This is a genomic window from Streptomyces sp. MBT65 (assembly GCF_016612545.1).
Classification (GTDB): domain Bacteria; phylum Actinomycetota; class Actinomycetes; order Streptomycetales; family Streptomycetaceae; genus Streptomyces.
Genome location: NZ_JAENRY010000115.1, coordinates 16,723 through 34,366 on the forward strand (window position 1 = coordinate 16,723; position 17,644 = coordinate 34,366).

At 70.3% G+C, this 17,644-nt stretch carries 15 protein-coding genes and 3 pseudogenes; 11 read left to right on the forward strand and 7 right to left on the reverse strand.

Annotated elements, in window-relative coordinates; translation table 11 throughout:
* Positions 1-2: 2 nt before the first annotated feature.
* Genes JHN63_RS25565 through JHN63_RS25580 form a run of 4 tightly spaced genes read left to right on the forward strand, consistent with a single transcriptional unit; the run spans position 3 to position 3,507 of the window.
* The gene (locus JHN63_RS25565) at positions 3-971 is read left to right on the forward strand and encodes an ABC transporter permease (protein ID WP_200684664.1); all 969 of its coding nucleotides are present in this window, start codon (positions 3-5) and stop codon (positions 969-971) included.
* The gene (locus tag JHN63_RS25570; protein WP_200684666.1) at positions 964-2,010 is read left to right on the forward strand and encodes an ABC transporter ATP-binding protein; all 1,047 of its coding nucleotides are present in this window, start codon (positions 964-966) and stop codon (positions 2,008-2,010) included. Before JHN63_RS25565 ends, JHN63_RS25570 begins: the two co-directional genes overlap by 8 nt.
* Before the next feature lie 23 nt (positions 2,011-2,033).
* Positions 2,034-3,008, forward strand: coding sequence for an ABC transporter ATP-binding protein (locus JHN63_RS25575; protein WP_200684711.1), 975 nt, complete (start codon positions 2,034-2,036; stop codon positions 3,006-3,008).
* Positions 3,009-3,042: 34 nt separating this feature from the next.
* A complete protein-coding gene (locus JHN63_RS25580) occupies positions 3,043-3,507 on the forward strand; it encodes a DUF5990 family protein (protein WP_234477674.1) in 465 nt (154 codons plus the stop codon).
* Positions 3,508-3,514: 7 nt separating this feature from the next.
* Here JHN63_RS25580 and JHN63_RS25585 read toward each other — a convergent pair whose 3' ends face one another.
* The 3 genes and pseudogenes from JHN63_RS25585 to JHN63_RS54795 all read right to left on the reverse strand — a co-directional run.
* Positions 3,515-5,251, reverse strand: coding sequence for an LCP family protein (locus JHN63_RS25585; protein WP_234477675.1), 1,737 nt, complete (start codon positions 5,249-5,251; stop codon positions 3,515-3,517).
* Positions 5,252-5,439: 188 nt separating this feature from the next.
* Positions 5,440-7,197 (reverse strand): hypothetical protein, encoded by a 1,758-nt coding sequence (locus tag JHN63_RS25590; protein ID WP_200684670.1) that lies wholly within the window; start codon positions 7,195-7,197, stop codon positions 5,440-5,442.
* 370 nt (positions 7,198-7,567) lie between these two features.
* Positions 7,568-7,705 (reverse strand): annotated as a pseudogene (locus JHN63_RS54795) (hypothetical protein); the annotation flags it as partial.
* Between JHN63_RS54795 and JHN63_RS25600 the strand changes: the two are divergent.
* The 6 genes and pseudogenes from JHN63_RS25600 to JHN63_RS25625 all read left to right on the forward strand — a co-directional run.
* Positions 7,640-8,465 (forward strand): annotated as a pseudogene (locus tag JHN63_RS25600) (acetoacetate--CoA ligase); the annotation flags it as partial. The pseudogenes JHN63_RS54795 and JHN63_RS25600 sit on opposite strands and share 66 nt — an antisense overlap.
* Positions 8,466-8,931: 466 nt before the next feature.
* Positions 8,932-10,470: a sensor histidine kinase KdpD gene (locus JHN63_RS25605; protein WP_234477676.1), complete on the forward strand. Its 1,539-nt coding sequence runs from the start codon at positions 8,932-8,934 to the stop codon at positions 10,468-10,470.
* A gap of 50 nt (positions 10,471-10,520) precedes the next feature.
* On the forward strand, positions 10,521-10,946 hold the full coding sequence (locus JHN63_RS25610) for a roadblock/LC7 domain-containing protein (RefSeq protein WP_200684713.1): 426 nt from the start codon (positions 10,521-10,523) through the stop codon (positions 10,944-10,946).
* Between the two features lie 2 nt (positions 10,947-10,948).
* Entirely contained in the window at positions 10,949-11,326 is a 378-nt protein-coding gene (locus JHN63_RS25615; RefSeq protein ID WP_200684674.1) for a DUF742 domain-containing protein, read from the forward strand.
* Positions 11,304-11,906: an ATP/GTP-binding protein gene (locus JHN63_RS25620; protein ID WP_043677399.1), complete on the forward strand. Its 603-nt coding sequence runs from the start codon at positions 11,304-11,306 to the stop codon at positions 11,904-11,906. The genes JHN63_RS25615 and JHN63_RS25620 overlap by 23 nt, the downstream gene beginning before the upstream one ends.
* A gap of 31 nt (positions 11,907-11,937) precedes the next feature.
* On the forward strand, positions 11,938-12,534 hold the full coding sequence (locus JHN63_RS25625) for a GAF domain-containing protein (protein WP_200684676.1): 597 nt from the start codon (positions 11,938-11,940) through the stop codon (positions 12,532-12,534).
* 84 nt (positions 12,535-12,618) lie between these two features.
* Here the strand turns inward: JHN63_RS25625 and JHN63_RS25630 are convergent, their stop codons facing one another.
* Positions 12,619-13,854 carry an acyl-CoA dehydrogenase family protein gene (locus tag JHN63_RS25630; protein ID WP_200684684.1) on the reverse strand — a complete coding sequence of 412 codons (1,236 nt, stop codon included), beginning with the start codon at positions 13,852-13,854 and terminating at the stop codon, positions 12,619-12,621.
* A 481-nt stretch (positions 13,855-14,335) separates the two neighbouring features.
* Complete coding sequence (locus JHN63_RS25635; protein WP_200684686.1) at positions 14,336-15,205, reverse strand: helix-turn-helix transcriptional regulator; 870 nt, start codon at positions 15,203-15,205, stop codon at positions 14,336-14,338.
* 207 nt (positions 15,206-15,412) lie between these two features.
* On the opposite strand from JHN63_RS25635, the gene JHN63_RS25640 reads away from it, so the two are divergent.
* The gene (locus tag JHN63_RS25640; protein WP_200684694.1) at positions 15,413-16,282 is read left to right on the forward strand and encodes an SDR family NAD(P)-dependent oxidoreductase; all 870 of its coding nucleotides are present in this window, start codon (positions 15,413-15,415) and stop codon (positions 16,280-16,282) included.
* 15 nt (positions 16,283-16,297) lie between these two features.
* On the opposite strand, the gene JHN63_RS25645 is transcribed toward JHN63_RS25640, so the two are convergent.
* Together JHN63_RS25645 and JHN63_RS25650 are read right to left on the reverse strand one after the other, a co-directional pair.
* The gene (locus JHN63_RS25645; protein ID WP_234477685.1) at positions 16,298-17,077 is read right to left on the reverse strand and encodes a DUF1963 domain-containing protein; all 780 of its coding nucleotides are present in this window, start codon (positions 17,075-17,077) and stop codon (positions 16,298-16,300) included.
* Between the two features lie 73 nt (positions 17,078-17,150).
* A pseudogene (locus tag JHN63_RS25650) lies at positions 17,151-17,644 on the reverse strand (PhzF family phenazine biosynthesis protein); the annotation flags it as partial.

The following is a 17,644-nucleotide window of genomic DNA, read 5'->3' on the forward strand; positions in this document are numbered from 1 at the left end:
CCATGCTCCGGTTCATCGTCAAACGCTTCGCGTCCGCCCTGCTGGTGATGTTCGCGATCAGTGTGCTGGTCTTCCTGATCTTCTTCGCCACACCGGGAGTCGACCCCGCCGCGCGCATCGCCGGGCGCAATGCCGACCCGGCGACACTCGCCCAGGTCCGGCACTCCTTCGGCCTCGACCGGCCCATGCCCGTCCGCTACTTGCTGATGATGCGGCACCTGCTGATCGACCGTGACCTGGAGTCGTTCGTCAACCGCGGCTCCCGCGTCATCCCGCAGATCGTGCAGGCCACCCCGGTGACCCTGTCGCTCGTCGTCGGCGCCGCGCTGATCTGGATGACGGCCGGCATCATCATGGGCACGGCCGCGGCGGCGTTGCGCGGAAAGGCGGCCGACCCGCTGATCATGCTCGTCGGGGTGGTCGGGGTCTCGCTACCGGCCTACTGGCTCGGCGAGGTCGTCAACCTCATCACCCAGAAGCAGCTGCACAGTTCGGTGTTCTCCTGGGTACCACCACCGGGCTACGTCGACCTGAGCCACGACCCCGGCCAGTGGGCCCTGCACCTCCTCTTCCCCTGGCTGACCCTCGCGCTGCTGTACGCCGGGATCTACGCCCGGCTGCTGCGCGGCGAGGTCGTCAGCGCGCTGAACGAGGACTACGTCCGTACCGCCCGCGCCAAGGGCCTCTCCGAGCGGCGCATCCTGATCCGGCACGCGCTGCGCTGCTCGCTGATCCCGATCGTGTCTCTGTTCGGCCTGGACTTCGGCGCGTTGGTCGGCGGGGCCGCACTGCTGACCGAGGTGGTCTTCGGCCTCCCCGGCATCGGCAAGCTCACCTTCGACGCCCTCCAGAACCTGGACCTGCCCGTGATCATGGGCACCGTCCTGTACGCGGCGTTCTTCGTGGTCCTCGCCAACGCGCTGGTGGACATCCTGTACGCCCGACTCGACCCGAGGGCCCGCCATGCCTGACCAACCCCTGCTGGACGTACGCGACTTGAGGGTGTCCTTCCGCACCCGCCGAGGCTCCGTCACCGTCGTCGACGGCCTGTCCTTCTCCGTGGACCCCGGCGAGATCCTGGGTGTGGTGGGCGAGTCGGGCTCGGGCAAGAGCGTCTCGATGCTGGCCGTGCTGCGTCTGCTGACGAGTCCGAACGTGACCGTCGAGGGCCAAGTCCACTTCCGTGGCCGGGACTTGCTCACGCTCCCCGACAAGGAGATGCGGGCGGTACGGGGCCGGGAGATCGCCATGGTCTTCCAGGACCCGATGACCGCGCTCACCCCCGTGTACACGGTGGGCTGGCAGATCGCCGAGCAGATCCGGGCGCACGAGAAGGTCTCCCGCAAGGAGGCGCACGAGCGTGCCGTCCGGCTGCTCTCCGACGTCGGCATCCCCGACGCGGCCTCCCGGGCGAACGCGTACCCGCACGAGTTCTCCGGCGGCATGCGCCAGCGCGCGGTCATCGCGATGGCCCTCTCCTGCGGCCCCGCGCTGCTGATCGCCGACGAGCCGACCACGGCGCTGGACGTCACCGTGCAGGCCCAAATACTCGACCTGATGCGGGAGTTGAACGCGGATGGCTCGGCGGTCGTCCTCATCACGCACGACATGGGCGTCATCTCGCAGATCGCCGACCGGGTCCTCGTCATGTACGGCGGCCGGGCGGCCGAGGAGGGCCCGCGCCGTGCGGTGTTCCACGGACCGCGCCATCCGTACACCTGGGGGCTGCTGGACTCGGTGCCCCGGGTGGGCGGGCCCCGGCTGCGGCGGCTGCCCACCATCGCGGGGATGCCGGTCGCACCGGGGAGCCTGCCGGAGGGGTGCGCGTTCGCACCCCGGTGCCGGTTGCGGCACGAACGGTGCGAGGAGCGGCCGGTGTTGAAGGACTTCGGTGAGAGCGCGCACCGCGATGCCTGCTGGCTGCCCGACGACGACCGCGGCTCGCTGCGCCTGACGGCACGGGCCGCGGCGAGCGACGTACCGGACCTGGACCGAGAGGCGACACCGTGAGCGCGCGATCGACGACGGCAGAGGTGCTGCTGCGCGCCTCGGACGTCACCAAGCACTACCCCCTGCGCGCGGACGGGTTCTCCACGCGCCGCAAGGTGCTCCGCGCCGTGGACGGGGTGTCGCTGGAGGTGCGCGGCGGTGAGACGCTCGGCATCGTCGGCGAGTCGGGGTGCGGCAAGTCCACGCTCGGCCGCTGCCTGGTCCGGCTCACCGAACTCACCGGCGGGCGGGTCGAGTTCGACGGCCAGGACATCAGCACGCTGTCCACGCGCCGGCTGCGTCCCGTACGGCCGGGGATGCAACTGGTGTTCCAGGACCCGCAGGCCTCGCTGAACCCGCGCCGTCGCGCCGGGGACATCGTGGCGGAGCCGCTGCTCGTGCACCGCTACGGCGACGGTGCCTCGGTGCGCCGTCGGGTCGCCGAGCTCTTCGACGTCGTAGGACTGGCGGCGGCCCATCTGGACCGGTATCCGCACGAGTTCTCCGGTGGTCAGCGGCAACGCATCGGGATCGCGCGGGCGTTGGCGACCAACCCGAAGCTGATCGTCGCCGACGAACCGGTGTCCGCGCTCGATGTGTCCATCCAGGCACAGGTGTTGAACCTGTTCGCTGATCTCCAGGAGGAGTTCGCGCTCACGTACGTGTTCATCGCGCACGACCTCGGGGTGGTCCGCCATGTGTCGGACCGGATCGCGGTCATGTATCTCGGGGAGATCGTCGAACTCGCCGAGACGGAGGCGCTGTACAAGGATCCCGCGCACCCTTACACGCAGGCGTTGTTGTCGGCGGTCCCGGACATCGACGACGGTGCGGACACACCGCGTCGGGAACGGATCGTGCTCACCGGCGAGGTGCCCAACCCGGTGGACAAGCCGACGGGGTGCCCGTTCCGCACCCGCTGTCCGTACGCGCGTGAGCTCTGCGCCACGGAACGGCCCCGGTTGACGATGACGGCCTCCGGTCGGCACACCGCCTGCCACTTCCCCTTGATCGACTGAGGGTACGGAGGGCGGACCCGGCATGATGGCCCGTATGCACCTCCGCATCGACGCCGTAGACCTGCCCGGCCGTACCTTTCCCGCCCCCGCCGACAAGCCCGTCGCGAGGTACGACGACGTCCATGTCGCCGTGCAGCGCCGGGACCGGCCGGCCGAACTCCTCGAACCGCAGCCGGGGGACGCCGCGTCCGCGAGCTGGACGCTGGAGTGCACGACGGAGGAGACGCCGGACGGCATCGTGGTCAAGGGCCCTTATATGCAGCACCGGATGGGCCTGCGGTTCGTCTATCTCTCGTGGGGGACGGTCGACGATGCCGGGCTCTTCACCATGTTCCGGCGCGCCAAGCTCATGCTCGACTCCGTGCCCGAGGACGTCCTGGCGGCCGCCGCGCGCGACGGTCTGCTGATCGGCCGGCTCGGTCTGACCGACGCGAACGGCGGTCCGCTGTGCGCGCGGGTCGATCCCCCGCACATCACCTGGACCGCCGCCACGCGCTAGTCGTCGGTCAGGACGCCGAGTCCTTCTTGTTCGTCGCCAGTCGGTAGGCCTGGGTCGGGGTCATCGCGACGCCGTTCAGGCTGACCGTCTTGAAGGTGCTGACCTTGGCGCAGGACTTCGACTGGTCGGCGGTCGAGGCCTGGGCGTTGGACGTGGCCGCCTTGGTGTCGGCGGGGGCCGGGGACGAGGTGGCGCCGGGGTAGGTCGTACCGCTGGGCCAGTCCGTGCCGATCACCAGGGTCAGGCCGGTGCTGGTGCCCTGCTTGAGGTGCGAGGAGGCGAGGCCGAGCGCCCCGGCCACCGTCTGGGCCTCGGCCTTCTGGTCCGGGCCGTAGGTGAGCGTGGTCGTGGTGGCGCTGACGGAGGCGTTGCCGGTCGTGGTGCCGGAGCTGAAGCCGCCGCTTATCAAGGAGGTGGCGACCGTGGAGGCTCGTCCGCTGATGCTGGTGCCGTTCTCCACCGTCACCGCGATCTGCGCGGCGGGTACGGCCACGGCCGTGGCGGTCGCGGTGGCCGCCGTGGACTTCTTGCCCGAAGAGGTGGTCAGCGACTGGTCGTTGGCGATCGTCGCGAACAGGCTCTTCGCCGCGGCGGCGGGGACGACCCGGTCGGCGTTGCTCGGGTCGGCGCCGGTCTGCATCGTGGTGAACGTCATGCGCTTCGTGGGGACCTTGTCGAGGTCCGCGGCGAGCCCGATGAGTTTCTTGACGGAGCCGAGGCCGGTGTCCACCGTGAGCGCCTTGGTGGCGGCGTCGGCCAGGTTGTAGACCGCCGTGGGGTCGGTGAGGGTGCCCGCGCTCTTGAACTTGCGGATCATCGCGCTCAGGAACAGATGCTGGGAGACGGTACGGCCGAGGTCGCTGCCGTCGCCGAAGCCGTGCCGGGAGCGGACGAACTCGAGGGCCGCGTTGCCCTTGAGGGTGTGGGTGCCCTTGGCGAGCTTCAGGTGCGAGTAGGTGTCGTAGACGTCGGCGTTCACGCACACCGAGACGCCGCCGACCGCGTCGGACATCTTCACCACACCGGAGAAGTCCATCTGCACGAAGTGGTCGATGGTGATGCCGGTGAGCTGGTGCACGGTCTTGACCTGGCACTCCTGGCCGTACTGCAGCGCGCTGTTGATCTGGCCGTAGTAGCCGGCCGTCGACTGGTTGCTGTCCGGGTCCTTGCAGGCGGGGACCTGGGTCATGGTGTCGCGGGGGATGCTCATCACGGTGGCGTTCGAGCGGTCGGCGGAGATGTGGACCACCATCTCCACGTCCGCGTTGCCGTTCCCGGTCTGCACGCCCGTCGTCGAGCAGCCGCCGCCGAGCTTGCAGTCGGTCGCGCTGGAGCGGGCGTCGCTGCCCATCACGAGGAGGTTGATCGGTGTGCGGCCGAAGGCGTCGGCCTTCTCCTTGCCGCCCGCGCCGTCGTCGATCGCGACGCTGTTGATGTTGCCGTTCAGGTGCTCGTAGAACCACCAGCCGACACCCGCGGTCCCCAGGATGATCACCGACAGGGATATCGCGCTGATCTTCAGCACCCGCTTGCCGCGCGGGGTCTCCTTGGCGCGGCGGCGCGAGGCGGCACGACCGCCGTGCGCGCGGGATCCGCCGCGCGGGGCCTGCCGGGCCGCGGCGCGGGCGGCTGCCCGGCCACCGGTGGGCAGCGGCTCGTCGGCCTCACCCGCTCTCGGCCTGGGCACCCCTCGTGTGCGGCTGCGCGTGGCATGGCCCACGGGGCCGTCCCCGAGGTCGCTCATCTGGCACTCCCACATAACGGTCGGGCCGTTCAGGCCGTTCGATGCTGCGGCCAGGGGCGCGCGGCCGTGTCGGGTCGAGTGAGGCGGGGTTCCCGTCTCACTTGTGTGGTTGCGCAATATAACAATCTCAGATGAGAACCTCGCAGGTCCTTTCTCATTTACGGGATATCCTTTTACGTCAAAGTCGGTCAACTGATCGGAATCCGCGCGGTGGTGATGGTCATCGGGGTACCGGTCACGGCGATGAGATAGAAGCGGGGATGCGACCCGCCCGGCACCCGCCGGACACCGCCGGGCGGTGTCACGACGTAGGTCGTGGAGGCGTGCGGGGCGAGGGACGCCGGGCCGCCGGAGGCGGTCCACCAGTCGGAGGCGCCCTGTCCGAGCCGGCTGGCGAAGTGCGGGGTGAGCCGGGTGCCTGTGACGTTGACGACCCGGACCACGAGGCGGGTGATGTCCCGATGCCCGGACCGCTCCGCGAAGCTCGGTGTGACGTTCATCCGCAGCGGCGGCGCACTGGCCGCGGCGACCGTCGCGCACACCACGGCGGGCGCGAGGAGCCCCGCCGCGAGGACGGCCCTGGCCCGATGTCCGGTCAGGTGCGGGATGCGGGGCTGCCAGGCCGAGGCGAGCGCGGCGGCGGGGACGGTGGCGGCCGCCGCGAGCCACAGCGGGGTCATCATCAGGAAGTAGCCGTCCTGGGACCGGGTGGCCAGGTAGAAGCTCAGCCAGGGCAGCACGGTGATCGCCGGGCCCAGCCGTCGTACGAAGAGCAGCGTGGCGGCGAGCAGGCCGCACAGGAGCAGGATGCTGCCGTAGGAGTAGTAGTCGAGATGTCGGCTGCCCGCGGTGAAGTAGTACGAGATCCCCATCAGGCCCTGGCCGTGCAGGATCGCCTTCTGGGTGAGCGGGAGCAGCAGGCCGTGCAGCCAGGTGGGGAAGTCCTGGGTGGCGAAGTAGGCGTTGATCGCGGCCCAGGTGAGGGCGGCGGTGCCGGTGTAGCGGGCGACCACGCCGAGGGCGAGCCGGGGGCCGAGGTCGCCGCGCCGGACGGCGTAGAGGCCGACGAGGAGGAACGGCGTGAGGAACCAGGCGAGTTGCTGGGTGGCGCAGGCCGCGCCGAGGCAGAGGGCCTGGAGCACTCCGGGGAGTCCGAGCCGGCCGCCGACTCCGGTGTCGGGCCAGCGGACCACCACCGGGATCAGGAGCACCAGGGCGAGGACGGCGGGGTAGCCGGAGTACGCGTAGCCGGGCAGGAAGCCGAAGCCGAGGCACACGGCGGTGGCACCCGAGCGCCAGGGGGCCGGGAGCAGCCGCCACAGCAGGACGGCGCCCGCCAGCAGCGCGCCGGTGGTGACGAGGGTGGCGGCGGCCGTCGAGTGGATCACGGCGTGGACGGGCGCGGCGAGCAGCGCGGTCAGGGGTGGATAGCCGTAGGTGTAGTCGGCGCCGCCCGACATGGTCTTGGTGATGCCGACCGAGGATCTGTCGAACAGCCAGGGCCAGGGCTGGCCGTAGACGGGGTGTCCGTGCAGGATCTGGGTCGCGGCCTGCGCGGTGAGCACGCCCTCGTCGGTGCCGGCGTGGTTGAGCCAGTAGCCGCACAGGACGAGTGCGACGGCGAGCGCCAGGACGCCCGCGTCCACCCGGGTCAGGGCGCGCCGGGTGCGGGAGGTGAGGGCCAGGACGCCCGCGACGAGGATCCCGGCGTAGCAGACGGAGATGATCGCGGCGACGGGCGGATGCGATGCCATCGCCCTCGTCCAGGCGTCACGGGTGCCGATGAACAGGCTGATCGCGGCGATCAGTGTCATCCCCCGGTGCAGTTGCTGCGGCGCGGCGGGCTCGGTCGCGGGCGGCCGGGCCCATCGCGGGCCCGCCGTCGAGGGCACCGTGTCGCGCTGCCTCAGCGGGAGCCCACCGCCGCCCCGGGGACCGTCGTCCATGCTGTCCTTCTCCTCGCTCCGTCCCCGCCGGTCGGCTGTTCACGCCGGGGCAACCTCCACTACATGTCGTAGAGGTGAAAGGAGCCGGTGAGGTTCACCAGGGGAAGGGAAGAGCTCGGCAAGTAAGAGGGCCTTGTCGTGACGGCCGGTCAGGCTCCCAGGTCGGGCAACGCGCGCCGGGCCACGTCGTGTGCGTCGTCCGGCGCGACGCCGAGCATGGGCAGCAGCATCTCGGCGAGGTTCGAGGCCGCTTCCTCGCCGTCCAAGTCCGGCTCGGCGAAGCGCAGTTCGAGCAGCGCGAGCAGAGAACCCCCAACGCGGCGACGGCCACGGTCGGGTCGGTGACGGTGAAGCGGCCGGAGGCGACACCGGCCGCCAGGTCGCGCAGGGCGCGGGGGGCCAGGCCGCGGGCGGAGTGGAGGTGGCCGGGTCCGCGGTGGCGCAGGACCTCTCCTCGATCCGCGTCGTCGGCTGCACCGGCTCCGCCCTCCCCTGGGTCGGCGAGCACCTCGGCGCACACGTCCAGCTCGCCTCCACCAGCGGCGGCGCCGACGTGGTCTCGGGGTTCGCCGGCAGTGCCCCGAACACCCCTGTCCGGGCAGGTGAGTTGTCCGTGCCCCACCTGGGCGTGGCACTGGCCGCCCACGACGCCGAGGGCCTCCCGCTGGTCGACCGGGTCGGAGAACTCGTCGTCACCCGGCCCATGCCGTCGATGCCGCTGTGCTTCTGGAACGACCCCGACGGCACTCGCTACCGCGAGGCGTGCTTCTCCACCTACCCGGGTGTCTGGCGGCACGGCGACTGGATCACCCGCACCTCGCACGGCTCCGTGATCGTCCACGGCCGTTCCGACTCCACCCTCAACCGGCACGGGGTACGGCTGGGCAGCGCCGACATCCATGGCGTCGTGGAGCAACTGCCCGAGATCGCCGCGGCGTTGGTCATCGGGGCGGAGTAACCGGACGGCGGCTACTGGATGCCGCTGTTCGTCGTCCTCACGGCCGGCGCCGAGCTGGACGACGCCCTCCGTGACCGCGTCCGCGACGCGATCCGCACCGGCGCGGAACCCCACCACGTCCCCGACGAGATCCTCGAAGCCCCGGCGATCCCGCACACCCGTACCGGCAAGACTCGAAGTCCCCGTCAAGCGACTGCTCCAGGGAGCCCCGGCCGAGGGGGTGGTGAATCCAGCCACCGTGGACACACCACAACTCCTCGACCTCTTCACACAGTTGGGTGCCGAGCGCCGTCGGCTCCGCCGTCCGTAGCCGTCTTGCAGGGCAAACTTTTCGGCCTCCACAGACAACAGTCGTGCCAACTCTGCGTTTCCGGCACGTTGCGGGATGCGGCAAATGGGTCCTATGCCGCGCGATCGAACCCCGTTCTCTTCATAGGAAGCACCAGAGAACCGTTTCAGCAGGCCAGGTCGGGCGTCTGCGGTGACGTGATTACACCGCATTAAGGATGGTGGCGTAGGGTGGCTGACCGTTAACTGTCGCATTCCTTACCGGACTTGACGGTTAATGAGCGCTGCGCGCCGTGTGTCCCACCCGGTTGATCGAGAGGACTCCGATGCCCGAAATCCCCTCCTATGCTGTGCCCTCGGAGCCCGATCGAACGACGGGATCGGGCTCCGCGCGAAACAGACACGCCAGGACGTCCGTCCAGGACGGACCGTCGGATTCGGCCACTCGGTCGCGCACCGTCCGGCTCGCCGTTCTGCCCGCCGCGGCGATGGCGATCCTCGCCGCCGCCGTCGTCCTGATCGTGCTCCGCACCCAGAGCGGCTTCGCCGACGGGACCACCTGGACGGTGCTCGCCGTCGCCGCCGTCCTCGGCTGCGGCATCCTGGCCGCAGGCGTCCGGCTCGGGCGCACCGAGGCCGCGGGGATCTCCAAGCAGTACGCGTCGCTGCGCCACACGGTCGCCACCGGACAGGCCGATCTGCAGGACGTCCTGCAGCGCCTGGAGCGGGGCGAGTTGATCGAGCAGGTGCCGTTCACGCACCAGCCGCCGTCGGGGAACGACCCGCTCGGTCGGCTCACGTACGAGATAGGCGTGGGCCTGTGGCAGGCCCGTACCGTCGTCGCGCAGACCGCGCAGTTCGCCCGGGCCTCCGCGCCGGACAGCGAGGAGCGCGTCGAGGTCTTCGTCAACCTCGCCCGGCGTCTGCAGTCCCTGGTGCACCGCGCGATCAACATGCTCGACCAGCTGGAGAACGAGGTCGAGGACCCGGAGCTCCTCAAGGGTCTCTTCCACGTCGACCACCTCGCGACCCGTATCCGCCGCCACGCGGAGAACGTGGCCGTCCTCGGCGGTTCGGTGTCCCGCCGCCAGTGGACCCGCCCGGTGACGCTGACCGAGGTGCTGCGTTCCTCGATCGCCGAGGTCGAGCACTACTCCCGGGTCAAGCTGGTCCCCCCGATCGAGGGCACGCTGCGCGGCCACGCCGTGGCCGACGTCATCCACCTGCTGGCCGAACTCGTCGAGAACGCCACGACGTTCTCCGAGCCGCAGACCCAGGTGCTGATGCGCGCCCAGCGCGTCACCGCCGGTCTCGCCGTCGAGGTCGAGGACCGCGGACTGGGCATGCCCACGCAGGAGCAGGCCCGTATCAACACCCTGCTCGCCGAGCCGGACCGGATCGACATCAGCAAGCTGCTCGCGGACGGCCGTATCGGCCTGTACGTGGTGTCCGCGCTGGCCCGCAGGCACGGCATCGCGGTCCGGCTGCAGAGCAACATCTACGGCGGTATCCAGGCGATCCTGGTCATCCCGCGCGGTCTGATGGGTGACGAGCCCGGGGAGATACCCGCCCAGGCACAGCATCAGGCGATCGCCGACATGTCCCGGCCGGCCCAGGTCGCCCCGGCCCACCACACGGCCGTACAGGCTTCGCCCGGCCAGCCGGCCGCCCCGCCGCCCACGTTCCGTCAGCCGCTGCCCCCGGCCCGCTCGGGGAACGCGCCGATGCCCGTCGTGCACCCGCACCCCCAGCAGCGACAGCAGCAGTACCCCAGGACCGTGGAACAGGCGGCGCCGCGTGAGCGCGGGTCGGTGCCGTACGGCAGGGAGTCCCGCGACGAGCGGCCGCAGCTGCCCCAGCGGCACGCCCAGGAGCACCTCGTGGCGGAGCTGCGGGACGGTCCGGCCCCGCGCAAGACCGAGGAGCAAGAGGTCGAGCACGATCCGGGACTGATGGCCATGTTCCGGCGCGGAGTCAGCCTCGCCGACAACGAACCCGACGAGCCTCCCACTGACAGCGCTCGCTGACCGCAGGCTCCGTTACTCGCACGAAGGAGAAGAACGCCACCGTGAGCGACATGCACGCCGGCCAGCAGAACCTCGACTGGCTCCTGGCGGGACTCGTCCAGAGGGTCCCTTATACCCGCAGCGCAGTGCTGCTGAGCACGGACGGCCTCGCGAAGGCCGCCGACGGGCTGGATACGACGGCCGAGGCCGAGCATCTGGCCGCCCTGGCGTCCGGTCTGCACTCGCTCGCCCGCAGCGCGGGCGCGCAGTTCGCCCAGGGCGCCGACGTACGGCAGGTGGTCGTGGAGCTGGACAGCGCGCTGCTGTTCGTGTGCGCCGCGGGCTCCGGTGCCTGTCTTGCCGTGCTGGCCGACCGGGAGGCCGACGCGGCCGTCCTCGGTTACGAGATGGCCATGCTGGTCAAGAGCGTCCGCCCGTACCTCGCCACGCCGGTCCGACAGCAGGGGGCCGGCTCGTCGATGGATCCGAGGCGCTGACCATGCCGGACGCGGAGGACGGGTCGTGGCTCGACGACGAAGCAGGGCGGTTAGTACGGCCGTACACGGTCAGTAACGGTCGTACCCGTCCCTCGGCGCACTTCGACCTGCTCACCCTGGTGATGGCCACCGGTACCCGGCCACAGAGCTATCTGGGACCCGACTACGACCAGGTCCTCACCCTGTGCGACGCACCCATCTCGGTCGCCGAGGTGGCCGCGCATCTGCGGCTGCCCGCCGTGATCACCAAAGTTCTGCTCTCCGACCTCGTGACGCACCAGGCGCTCTCGCTGCGCTCGCCGCGTGCCGTCGAGGCGGCCTCCCCGACCGATCGAAACCTCCTGGAGGCGGTGCTGCATGGACTACGTAAGCGGCTCTGACCCCTTTCCCACAGCCCTGAAGATCCTGATCGCCGGGGGCTTCGGGGTCGGCAAGACCACGTTCGTCGGAGCGGTCAGCGAGATCGAGCCGCTGAGCACCGAGGAACTCCTGACCTCCGTCAGTGCCCGCACCGACAGCCTGGTGGGCATCGAGGACAAGTCGACCACCACCGTGGCGATGGACTTCGGCCGGATGTCCCTGGACAAGGAGCACGTGCTCTATCTGTTCGGTACGCCCGGGCAGGAGCGGTTCTGGTTCATGTGGGACGAGTTGTCCAACGGGGCCCTGGGCGCCGTGGTGCTCGCGGACACCCGAAGACTGGACCACTGCTTCGCCGCCGTCGACTTCTTCGAACGGCGGGGCATCGGCTTCATCGTGGCCGTCAACGAGTTCGACGGCTCGTACCACTACGAGTCCGACGAGATCCGCGCGGCCCTCGACCTCAAGCCCGACGTACCCGTCGTGATGTGCGACGCGCGGCAGTGCAACTCCGGTACCCGCGTGTTGATCGCCCTCGTACAGCATCTGCTCGCCTCGACTCCCGGCACCCCGCCCGCGGAGCTTTACCCGTCGCGCTGAGCCCCGCTCGCCGCGACCGAATGGAGCCTGCATGTCAGCCCCGGTTCCCTACTCCACCCAGAACTCGTACGACCCGACCAGCCATCTGCTGCTGACTCCCGAGGACCGGGAGGCGGCCGCCCGGGTGGCGCGGCTGCGTGAACTCGGCCTCGGGGACGCGCCGATCGCGGAGTTCGACGAGTTCGCCCGCAACCTGGCGCAGGTCACGGGCGCGCCCTTCTCGATGGTCAACTTCATCGACGAGAACCGCCAGTACTTCGCCGGTCTGTACGCCGGTGGCCGTCCGGGCGTCCAACTGGCGCCGGACGAGGTGCCGGAGGTCGGCCGGACGATGACGCGTGATCAGGGGTACTGCCCGCACGTCGTCGTGCGGAAGAAGGCGCTGGTCCTGGAGGACGTCTGCGACTACCCGCGGTTCGCGGGGAACAGCGTCGTGGACGAGATAGGCATCCGCTCGTACATGGGCGCGCCGCTGATCGACTGGAAGACGGGCATGGCCCTGGGCACGATCTGCGTGGTCGACACGGACACCCACCCGTGGGGGCGCGAGGGTCTGGCGACGATCAAGTCGCTGGCGCAGCAACTGGTCGACCGGCTCCACACGATGGAGACCCGGGGCGGGATCTGAGCCCGCGGCCTCGACGGACGGCGGGGCGGAGGAAGTTCGTACGGGAGCCGCGGGCACGACGCTGTGTCCGTGGCTCCCCGGTGTTCAGCCCGCCTGGCCGGCCGTCTCCAACTGCCCCAGACGGCGCTGGGGTTGGACGGTCCGCACCAGGTCGGCCAGTCGCTCGGACCACTGGCCCTTGGCGGTCCCGAGGGCCACCTCGCCCAGCCTCAGCAGCTGGATGTCGGAGGTGCCGGCGGGGGCGTAGATGTGATGGGCGTCGCGCAGATAGCGCTCCACCGGGCGGTCGGTGAACAGACCGCTGGCGGCGTGGATCTCCATGCTGTCACGGGCGGAGTCGACGGCCGCCTCGACGTTGACGAGCTTGGCGTTCATCAACTCCGCGTCGCAGGACAGCCCTTGGTCGAGGAGATGGACGGCATGGTAGGCGGCCAGCCGGGCCGTCATCAGCCGGGACTTCATCCGGCCCAGCTTGAGCTTGATGTTGGTGAGGTCGCCCAGCGGTGCCCCGAAGCGCTCACGCTCGATGCACAGTGCCGTCGTCTCCTCGAAGGTGGCCTGGTGGATGCCGAGGGAGACGGCCGTGAGGTTGGGGCGGCCGTAGAGGATGCTCGACGAGTAGGCGACGGCCAGGCCCTTGCCCTCGCCGCCGAGCAGATTCGCCGCCGGGATGCGGCAGTTGTCGTAGATGATCTCGCCGAAGCTGAAGCCGTGCAGCCCCATGGCGGGTACCTGCTCGCCGAGCGAGAAACCGGGGCGGTCGGACTCGACGAGGAAGGCCGACAGTCCCTTCGATCCCTCGCCGGTCCGCACGACCACGCCGTGTACGTCGCCGACGTGGCTGTTGCCGACGAAGACCTTGCGGCCGTTGAGGATGTAGTCGTCACCGTCCCGGACGGCGGTGCTGCCCATCCCCAGCACATGGCCGCCGGACTCCGGTTCGGTGACGGCGATGGTCGGGAGGCACTCACCGGCGGCGATGCGGGGCAGCCACTTCCGCTTCTGCTTGTCGCTCCCGAAGTGAATGATCTTTGCCACACCGAGCTGGGAGGCCTGAACCATGGCTCCCATGGCACCGCACACGCGGGCGAGTTCTTCGATGGTGATGGTCTTGGCCAGGTGTCCGGCGCCCATTCCGCCGTACTCTTTCCCAATGGTCACGCCGATCCAGCCCTGCCGGGCGATGAGCCTGGACAGCTCGTGCGCCACGGTGCGCGAGGTCTCCATCTCCGCTATCCGCGGACGTACCTCGCGTTCGGCGAACTCGCGCACGCGTCGGCGCAGGTCCTCGTGCCACCCGCTGGTGAAATAGCGTTCCACAACCCCTCCTGCACGCTGCCTCCGTGTCCGGCTTGATCCGGAGGTCGTTCGTCGGGCAGTGGTTCGTCGCCCTTGGGCGCCTGCCCGAAATATTGTCTACTTGTCGATCCATCTCAGCCAAGATCACCATACGAGGTTGACTGAAACCCGGCGCCTTGCAGGGACTCCCAACTGTGCGATATGGGCCACGAGTCGGTCGCTTCCGGACACGTCACAAAGAGAAACCGACCAAGGGCGAACAAGGCGCACCCAATACGGACAGAGGCCTGCCCATCAGGCACATGACGGGCGGACGTAGTACGGCTCACATCGACAATCAGTCACGTTCCGACTGACCGATAAGGGAGCCCGCCCAGTTCGTTGACCTACGTTCAACCGTCGAACATCAGCCACCGCCGTGGGCAGGAGGCGACGATTCCGTCGCAACAACCTGCGCTTTCGCCACTTCAGTACCACGTTTCACACCGGGAGAGGCACCGAATCACCCGGCGCCGGTGGCGAACCGGTCGGTGCCGAGGACGGTCAGGAGGGCGAGTTTCTCGTGGCTTTCCGTCCCCGGAGTGGCGGTGAAGACGAGGAGCGACTGGCCCTGGTCCGGTTCGAGGAGGAGTTGGCAGTAGAGGTCCAGCCGTCCGACCCGAGGATGGACGAACCTCTTGGTCTCGCTCCAGCGCAGGCCCACCTCGTGCCGCTCCCACAGCCGGGCGAACTCGTCGCTGGCGCGCAGCAGCACGTCCGCCAGCCCGGCCGCCGGGGAGCCGGGTCCGTCCCGGGTGGCGGCCGCGCGCAGCAGGGCGGCGTTGGTCCGGCTGTTGGTGTCGTGGTCCTCGGGGTCGTACCGCTCCCGCTCGACCGGGTCGGTGAACCAACGGTAGGTCGCGCTGCGGGAGTTGCCGGTGTACCGGGTCTGCTCGCCGAGCAGCGCCACCGCCGACGGGGTCTGCAGCAGGGTCTCCCCGAGCGGACCCATGATCTGCGCGGTGGTGCCGGCCAACCCGTCCATGACCCGCAGCAGTCCGGGGCTCACATGCTGAAGTCGTAGGTCACGGCGGGCAGTTCGGTACCCGCCGAGCAGGAACAGGTGATCGCGCTCGTCCGGGGTCAGCCGCAGGCCGCGGGCGATGGCCGCGAGCATCTGCTCCGAGGGCTGGGGCCCGTCACCGCGTTCCAGCCGGGCGAAGTAGTCGGCGGACATGTCGCACAGCTCCGCCACCTCCTCGCGGCGCAGGCCCGGAGCGCGCCGGCGCGGCCCGCGCCGCAGCCCGACGTCCTCCGGTTGCAGGGCCGTGCGCCGGGTGCGCAGGAAGGTGCCGAGGGACGCGCGGTCGAACGTGTGGTCCATGGTCCTCATCGTTGGGCATAGGGCGGGGCTTAACCACGACCTGGCGTTCAGTGGTTGCGGGTGTCCTTCCGGCGCGCGGGCTGGGGTGGGTTCACTGGCGAAGCGGTCGGACATGCGGTCCGAGATCTGGTCGGAGATCCGGTCGGACATGCGCTCACCGCTTGCCGATGCCCCACACCCGCGCCCCACGAACCCCCGACCACGGAGCCAAGTCCCATGACGAGCATGACCAGTTGGACAGCGAACGACCTCCCGGACCTGACCGGACGCACGGTGGTGATCACCGGTGCCGGGCGTGGCCTCGGCCTCATCACGGCCCGCGAACTCGCTCGCGTCGGTGCCCGTGTCGTGCTGGGAGTGCGCGACACCGACAAGGCCCGGCACGCCGTCGCCGACCTGCCCGGCGCCTTCGAGGTCCGCCCGCTCGACGTGTCGGACCTGACCTCCGTACGGGCCTTCGCCGACGCCTGGTCCGGCGACCTCGACATCCTGATCAACAACGCCGGCGTGATGGACATCCCCGCCGCGCGCACCCCCGACGGCCTCGACGTGCAGACCGCCACCAACCACACCGGCCCCTTCCTCCTGACCACCCTACTGCTCGACCACCTCACCGACCGCGTGGTGCACGTCACCAGCGAACTGCACAAGCAGGGCAGGATCGACCTGACCGACCTCGACTGGCGCACGCGCAAGCACAACGGGATGCAGGCCTACCAGGCGTCGAAGCTCGCGGTCGTCCTGTTCTCGCTCGAACTCCAGCGCCGGCTGACCGCGGCGGGCAGCCCGGTCCGCTCGGTGCTCGCCAGCCCCGGCATCGCCCGCACCTCGCTGGCGGCCCACTCGCGGTCGAACGTCGTCAACCGCTTCACGTTCCTCACCAACGCCCCCGAACGCGGCGCGCTGTCACTGCTCTATGCCGCGACCCAGGACGTCCCCGGCAACGCCTACATCGGCCCCGACGGCCTGGGCGGCTTCCGGGGCTCCCCGACCGTGCGCCGACCGGGAAAAGCCGGCCTCGACCAGGCCCTGGCCGGCCGGCTGTGGGACGCGACGGCCGACCTCGTCGGGGCGGTCGCCCGGTGAACACCCTCCACAGGGTCAGGTCTGCTGGTCGTACTGGAGCTCGGCATACCGTCCGGCGGCTATGTCCTCCCTGGTGCCCACGATGAGGTTCATGGTGCACACCGTGTAGTCGACAGCCTGTCCGGCCAGTTGGGCGAAGAGGACGAGGTCGCCCTCGTCCGGTGCCATGTCCCACGGGTCGGAGAAGCCACCGAGCTGCACGCACGCGCCGGGGCGGCGCCCGCCGAAGGCCAGGTCGAGGACGGCTTCCTCGAAAGCGTCCAGCGCGTCCTCGTCGCCGTCGCCGTCCAGGAACGCGCCGGTGTGCGGGCCCCCTTCGCCGTCCTGCTCGATGCTCAGTCCGGGCACGGGGTAGAGGGTGCGTGGTTCATAGACCTTCGTCTCCCAGGTCTCACCGCTGAATTCGTACGTCGCGGGGCGCTCCGTGGTGCGTACCCCGGCGGGGACGTGCACCACCGCGGACGACTCGGGCGGGTACGAGATCTCGGTGAAGACCAACAGGTGGCCGTCGGTGGGGAGTTCGATGTCCAGGACGTCGTGCGGCAGGGCGGCGCAGTCGACGCTCAGCACGAGCGGCTCGCGTCCCTCCGGCCAGTCCACCCCGTCCGGCAGTGCGGGGAGCCCGCCCGTTCGGGCGGCGGGGCGCACGTGTTCCCGGAGGGACTCGGGCACTTCCTTGTCCTGCACCAGGTAGAGGCAGGGCCGGCACCGGGCCAGCAACTCCCGCACGACGGGGCCGGGTACGCCGTGTTCGGCGGCCGTCTCGAGAAGGAGCGCTTCGTCGATCGATGTCATGCCCGGGATCGTGCCACGGGCCACTGACATTCCGCGGACCGTCCCCCCGCCCCATGCCCTCGCGTCCGCCGCTTCAGCCGATGCGCGTTCCCGCGCCGCCGACCCGGACACGGGGGCCGCCCCGGCGAACTCACCGTGACGCTGCGCGCGGGCGACCCCCGTGTCCGGGTCGGCGGCGCGCAGCGTCACGGCGAGTTCGCCGGGGCGGCCCAGGTCCTCGACGACGCCGCCGACCCCTGGTGCAGGGTGAGGACGGCGTCCTCGGGCACGAGGCCGAGTTCCCGCGCGGACGCGCCGAACGCGGCGGCCGCCGCCCCGGTCGCCGGGTCCTCGACGACGCCGCCGACGGGGAAGGGGTCGCGGACATGGAAGACGGTCTCCGATTCCCGCCACACCAACTGGACGGTGGTCAGGTCGAGTTGGTGCATCAGAGCTTCGAGGCGGCCGAAGTCGTAGGCGAGATCCGCGAGTCGGGCACGCGTCGCCGCCGCGAGGACGAGATGGCGGGCACCGGCGAAGGCGATACGGGGCGGGAGGGCCGGGTCGAGATCGTCGCTCGGCCAACCG

Excerpts from the sequence above, each read along its gene's own strand:
- JHN63_RS25565 (WP_200684664.1), top strand. The coding sequence starts at position 3 with ATGCTCCGGTTCATCGTCAAACGCTTCGCGTCCGCCCTGCTGGTGATG.
- JHN63_RS25570 (WP_200684666.1), top strand. The coding sequence starts at position 964 with ATGCCTGACCAACCCCTGCTGGACGTACGCGACTTGAGGGTGTCCTTC.
- JHN63_RS25580 (WP_234477674.1), top strand. The coding sequence starts at position 3,043 with ATGCACCTCCGCATCGACGCCGTAGACCTGCCCGGCCGTACCTTTCCC.
- JHN63_RS25585 (WP_234477675.1), bottom strand. The coding sequence starts at position 5,251 with ATGAGCGACCTCGGGGACGGCCCCGTGGGCCATGCCACGCGCAGCCGC.
- JHN63_RS25590 (WP_200684670.1), bottom strand. The coding sequence starts at position 7,197 with ATGGACGACGGTCCCCGGGGCGGCGGTGGGCTCCCGCTGAGGCAGCGC.
- JHN63_RS25605 (WP_234477676.1), top strand. The coding sequence starts at position 8,932 with ATGGCGATCCTCGCCGCCGCCGTCGTCCTGATCGTGCTCCGCACCCAG.
- JHN63_RS25610 (WP_200684713.1), top strand. The coding sequence starts at position 10,521 with ATGCACGCCGGCCAGCAGAACCTCGACTGGCTCCTGGCGGGACTCGTC.
- JHN63_RS25615 (WP_200684674.1), top strand. The coding sequence starts at position 10,949 with ATGCCGGACGCGGAGGACGGGTCGTGGCTCGACGACGAAGCAGGGCGG.
- JHN63_RS25620 (WP_043677399.1), top strand. The coding sequence starts at position 11,304 with ATGGACTACGTAAGCGGCTCTGACCCCTTTCCCACAGCCCTGAAGATC.
- JHN63_RS25625 (WP_200684676.1), top strand. The coding sequence starts at position 11,938 with ATGTCAGCCCCGGTTCCCTACTCCACCCAGAACTCGTACGACCCGACC.
- JHN63_RS25635 (WP_200684686.1), bottom strand. The coding sequence starts at position 15,205 with ATGAGGACCATGGACCACACGTTCGACCGCGCGTCCCTCGGCACCTTC.
- JHN63_RS25640 (WP_200684694.1), top strand. The coding sequence starts at position 15,413 with ATGACGAGCATGACCAGTTGGACAGCGAACGACCTCCCGGACCTGACC.
- JHN63_RS25645 (WP_234477685.1), bottom strand. The coding sequence starts at position 17,077 with ATGACATCGATCGACGAAGCGCTCCTTCTCGAGACGGCCGCCGAACAC.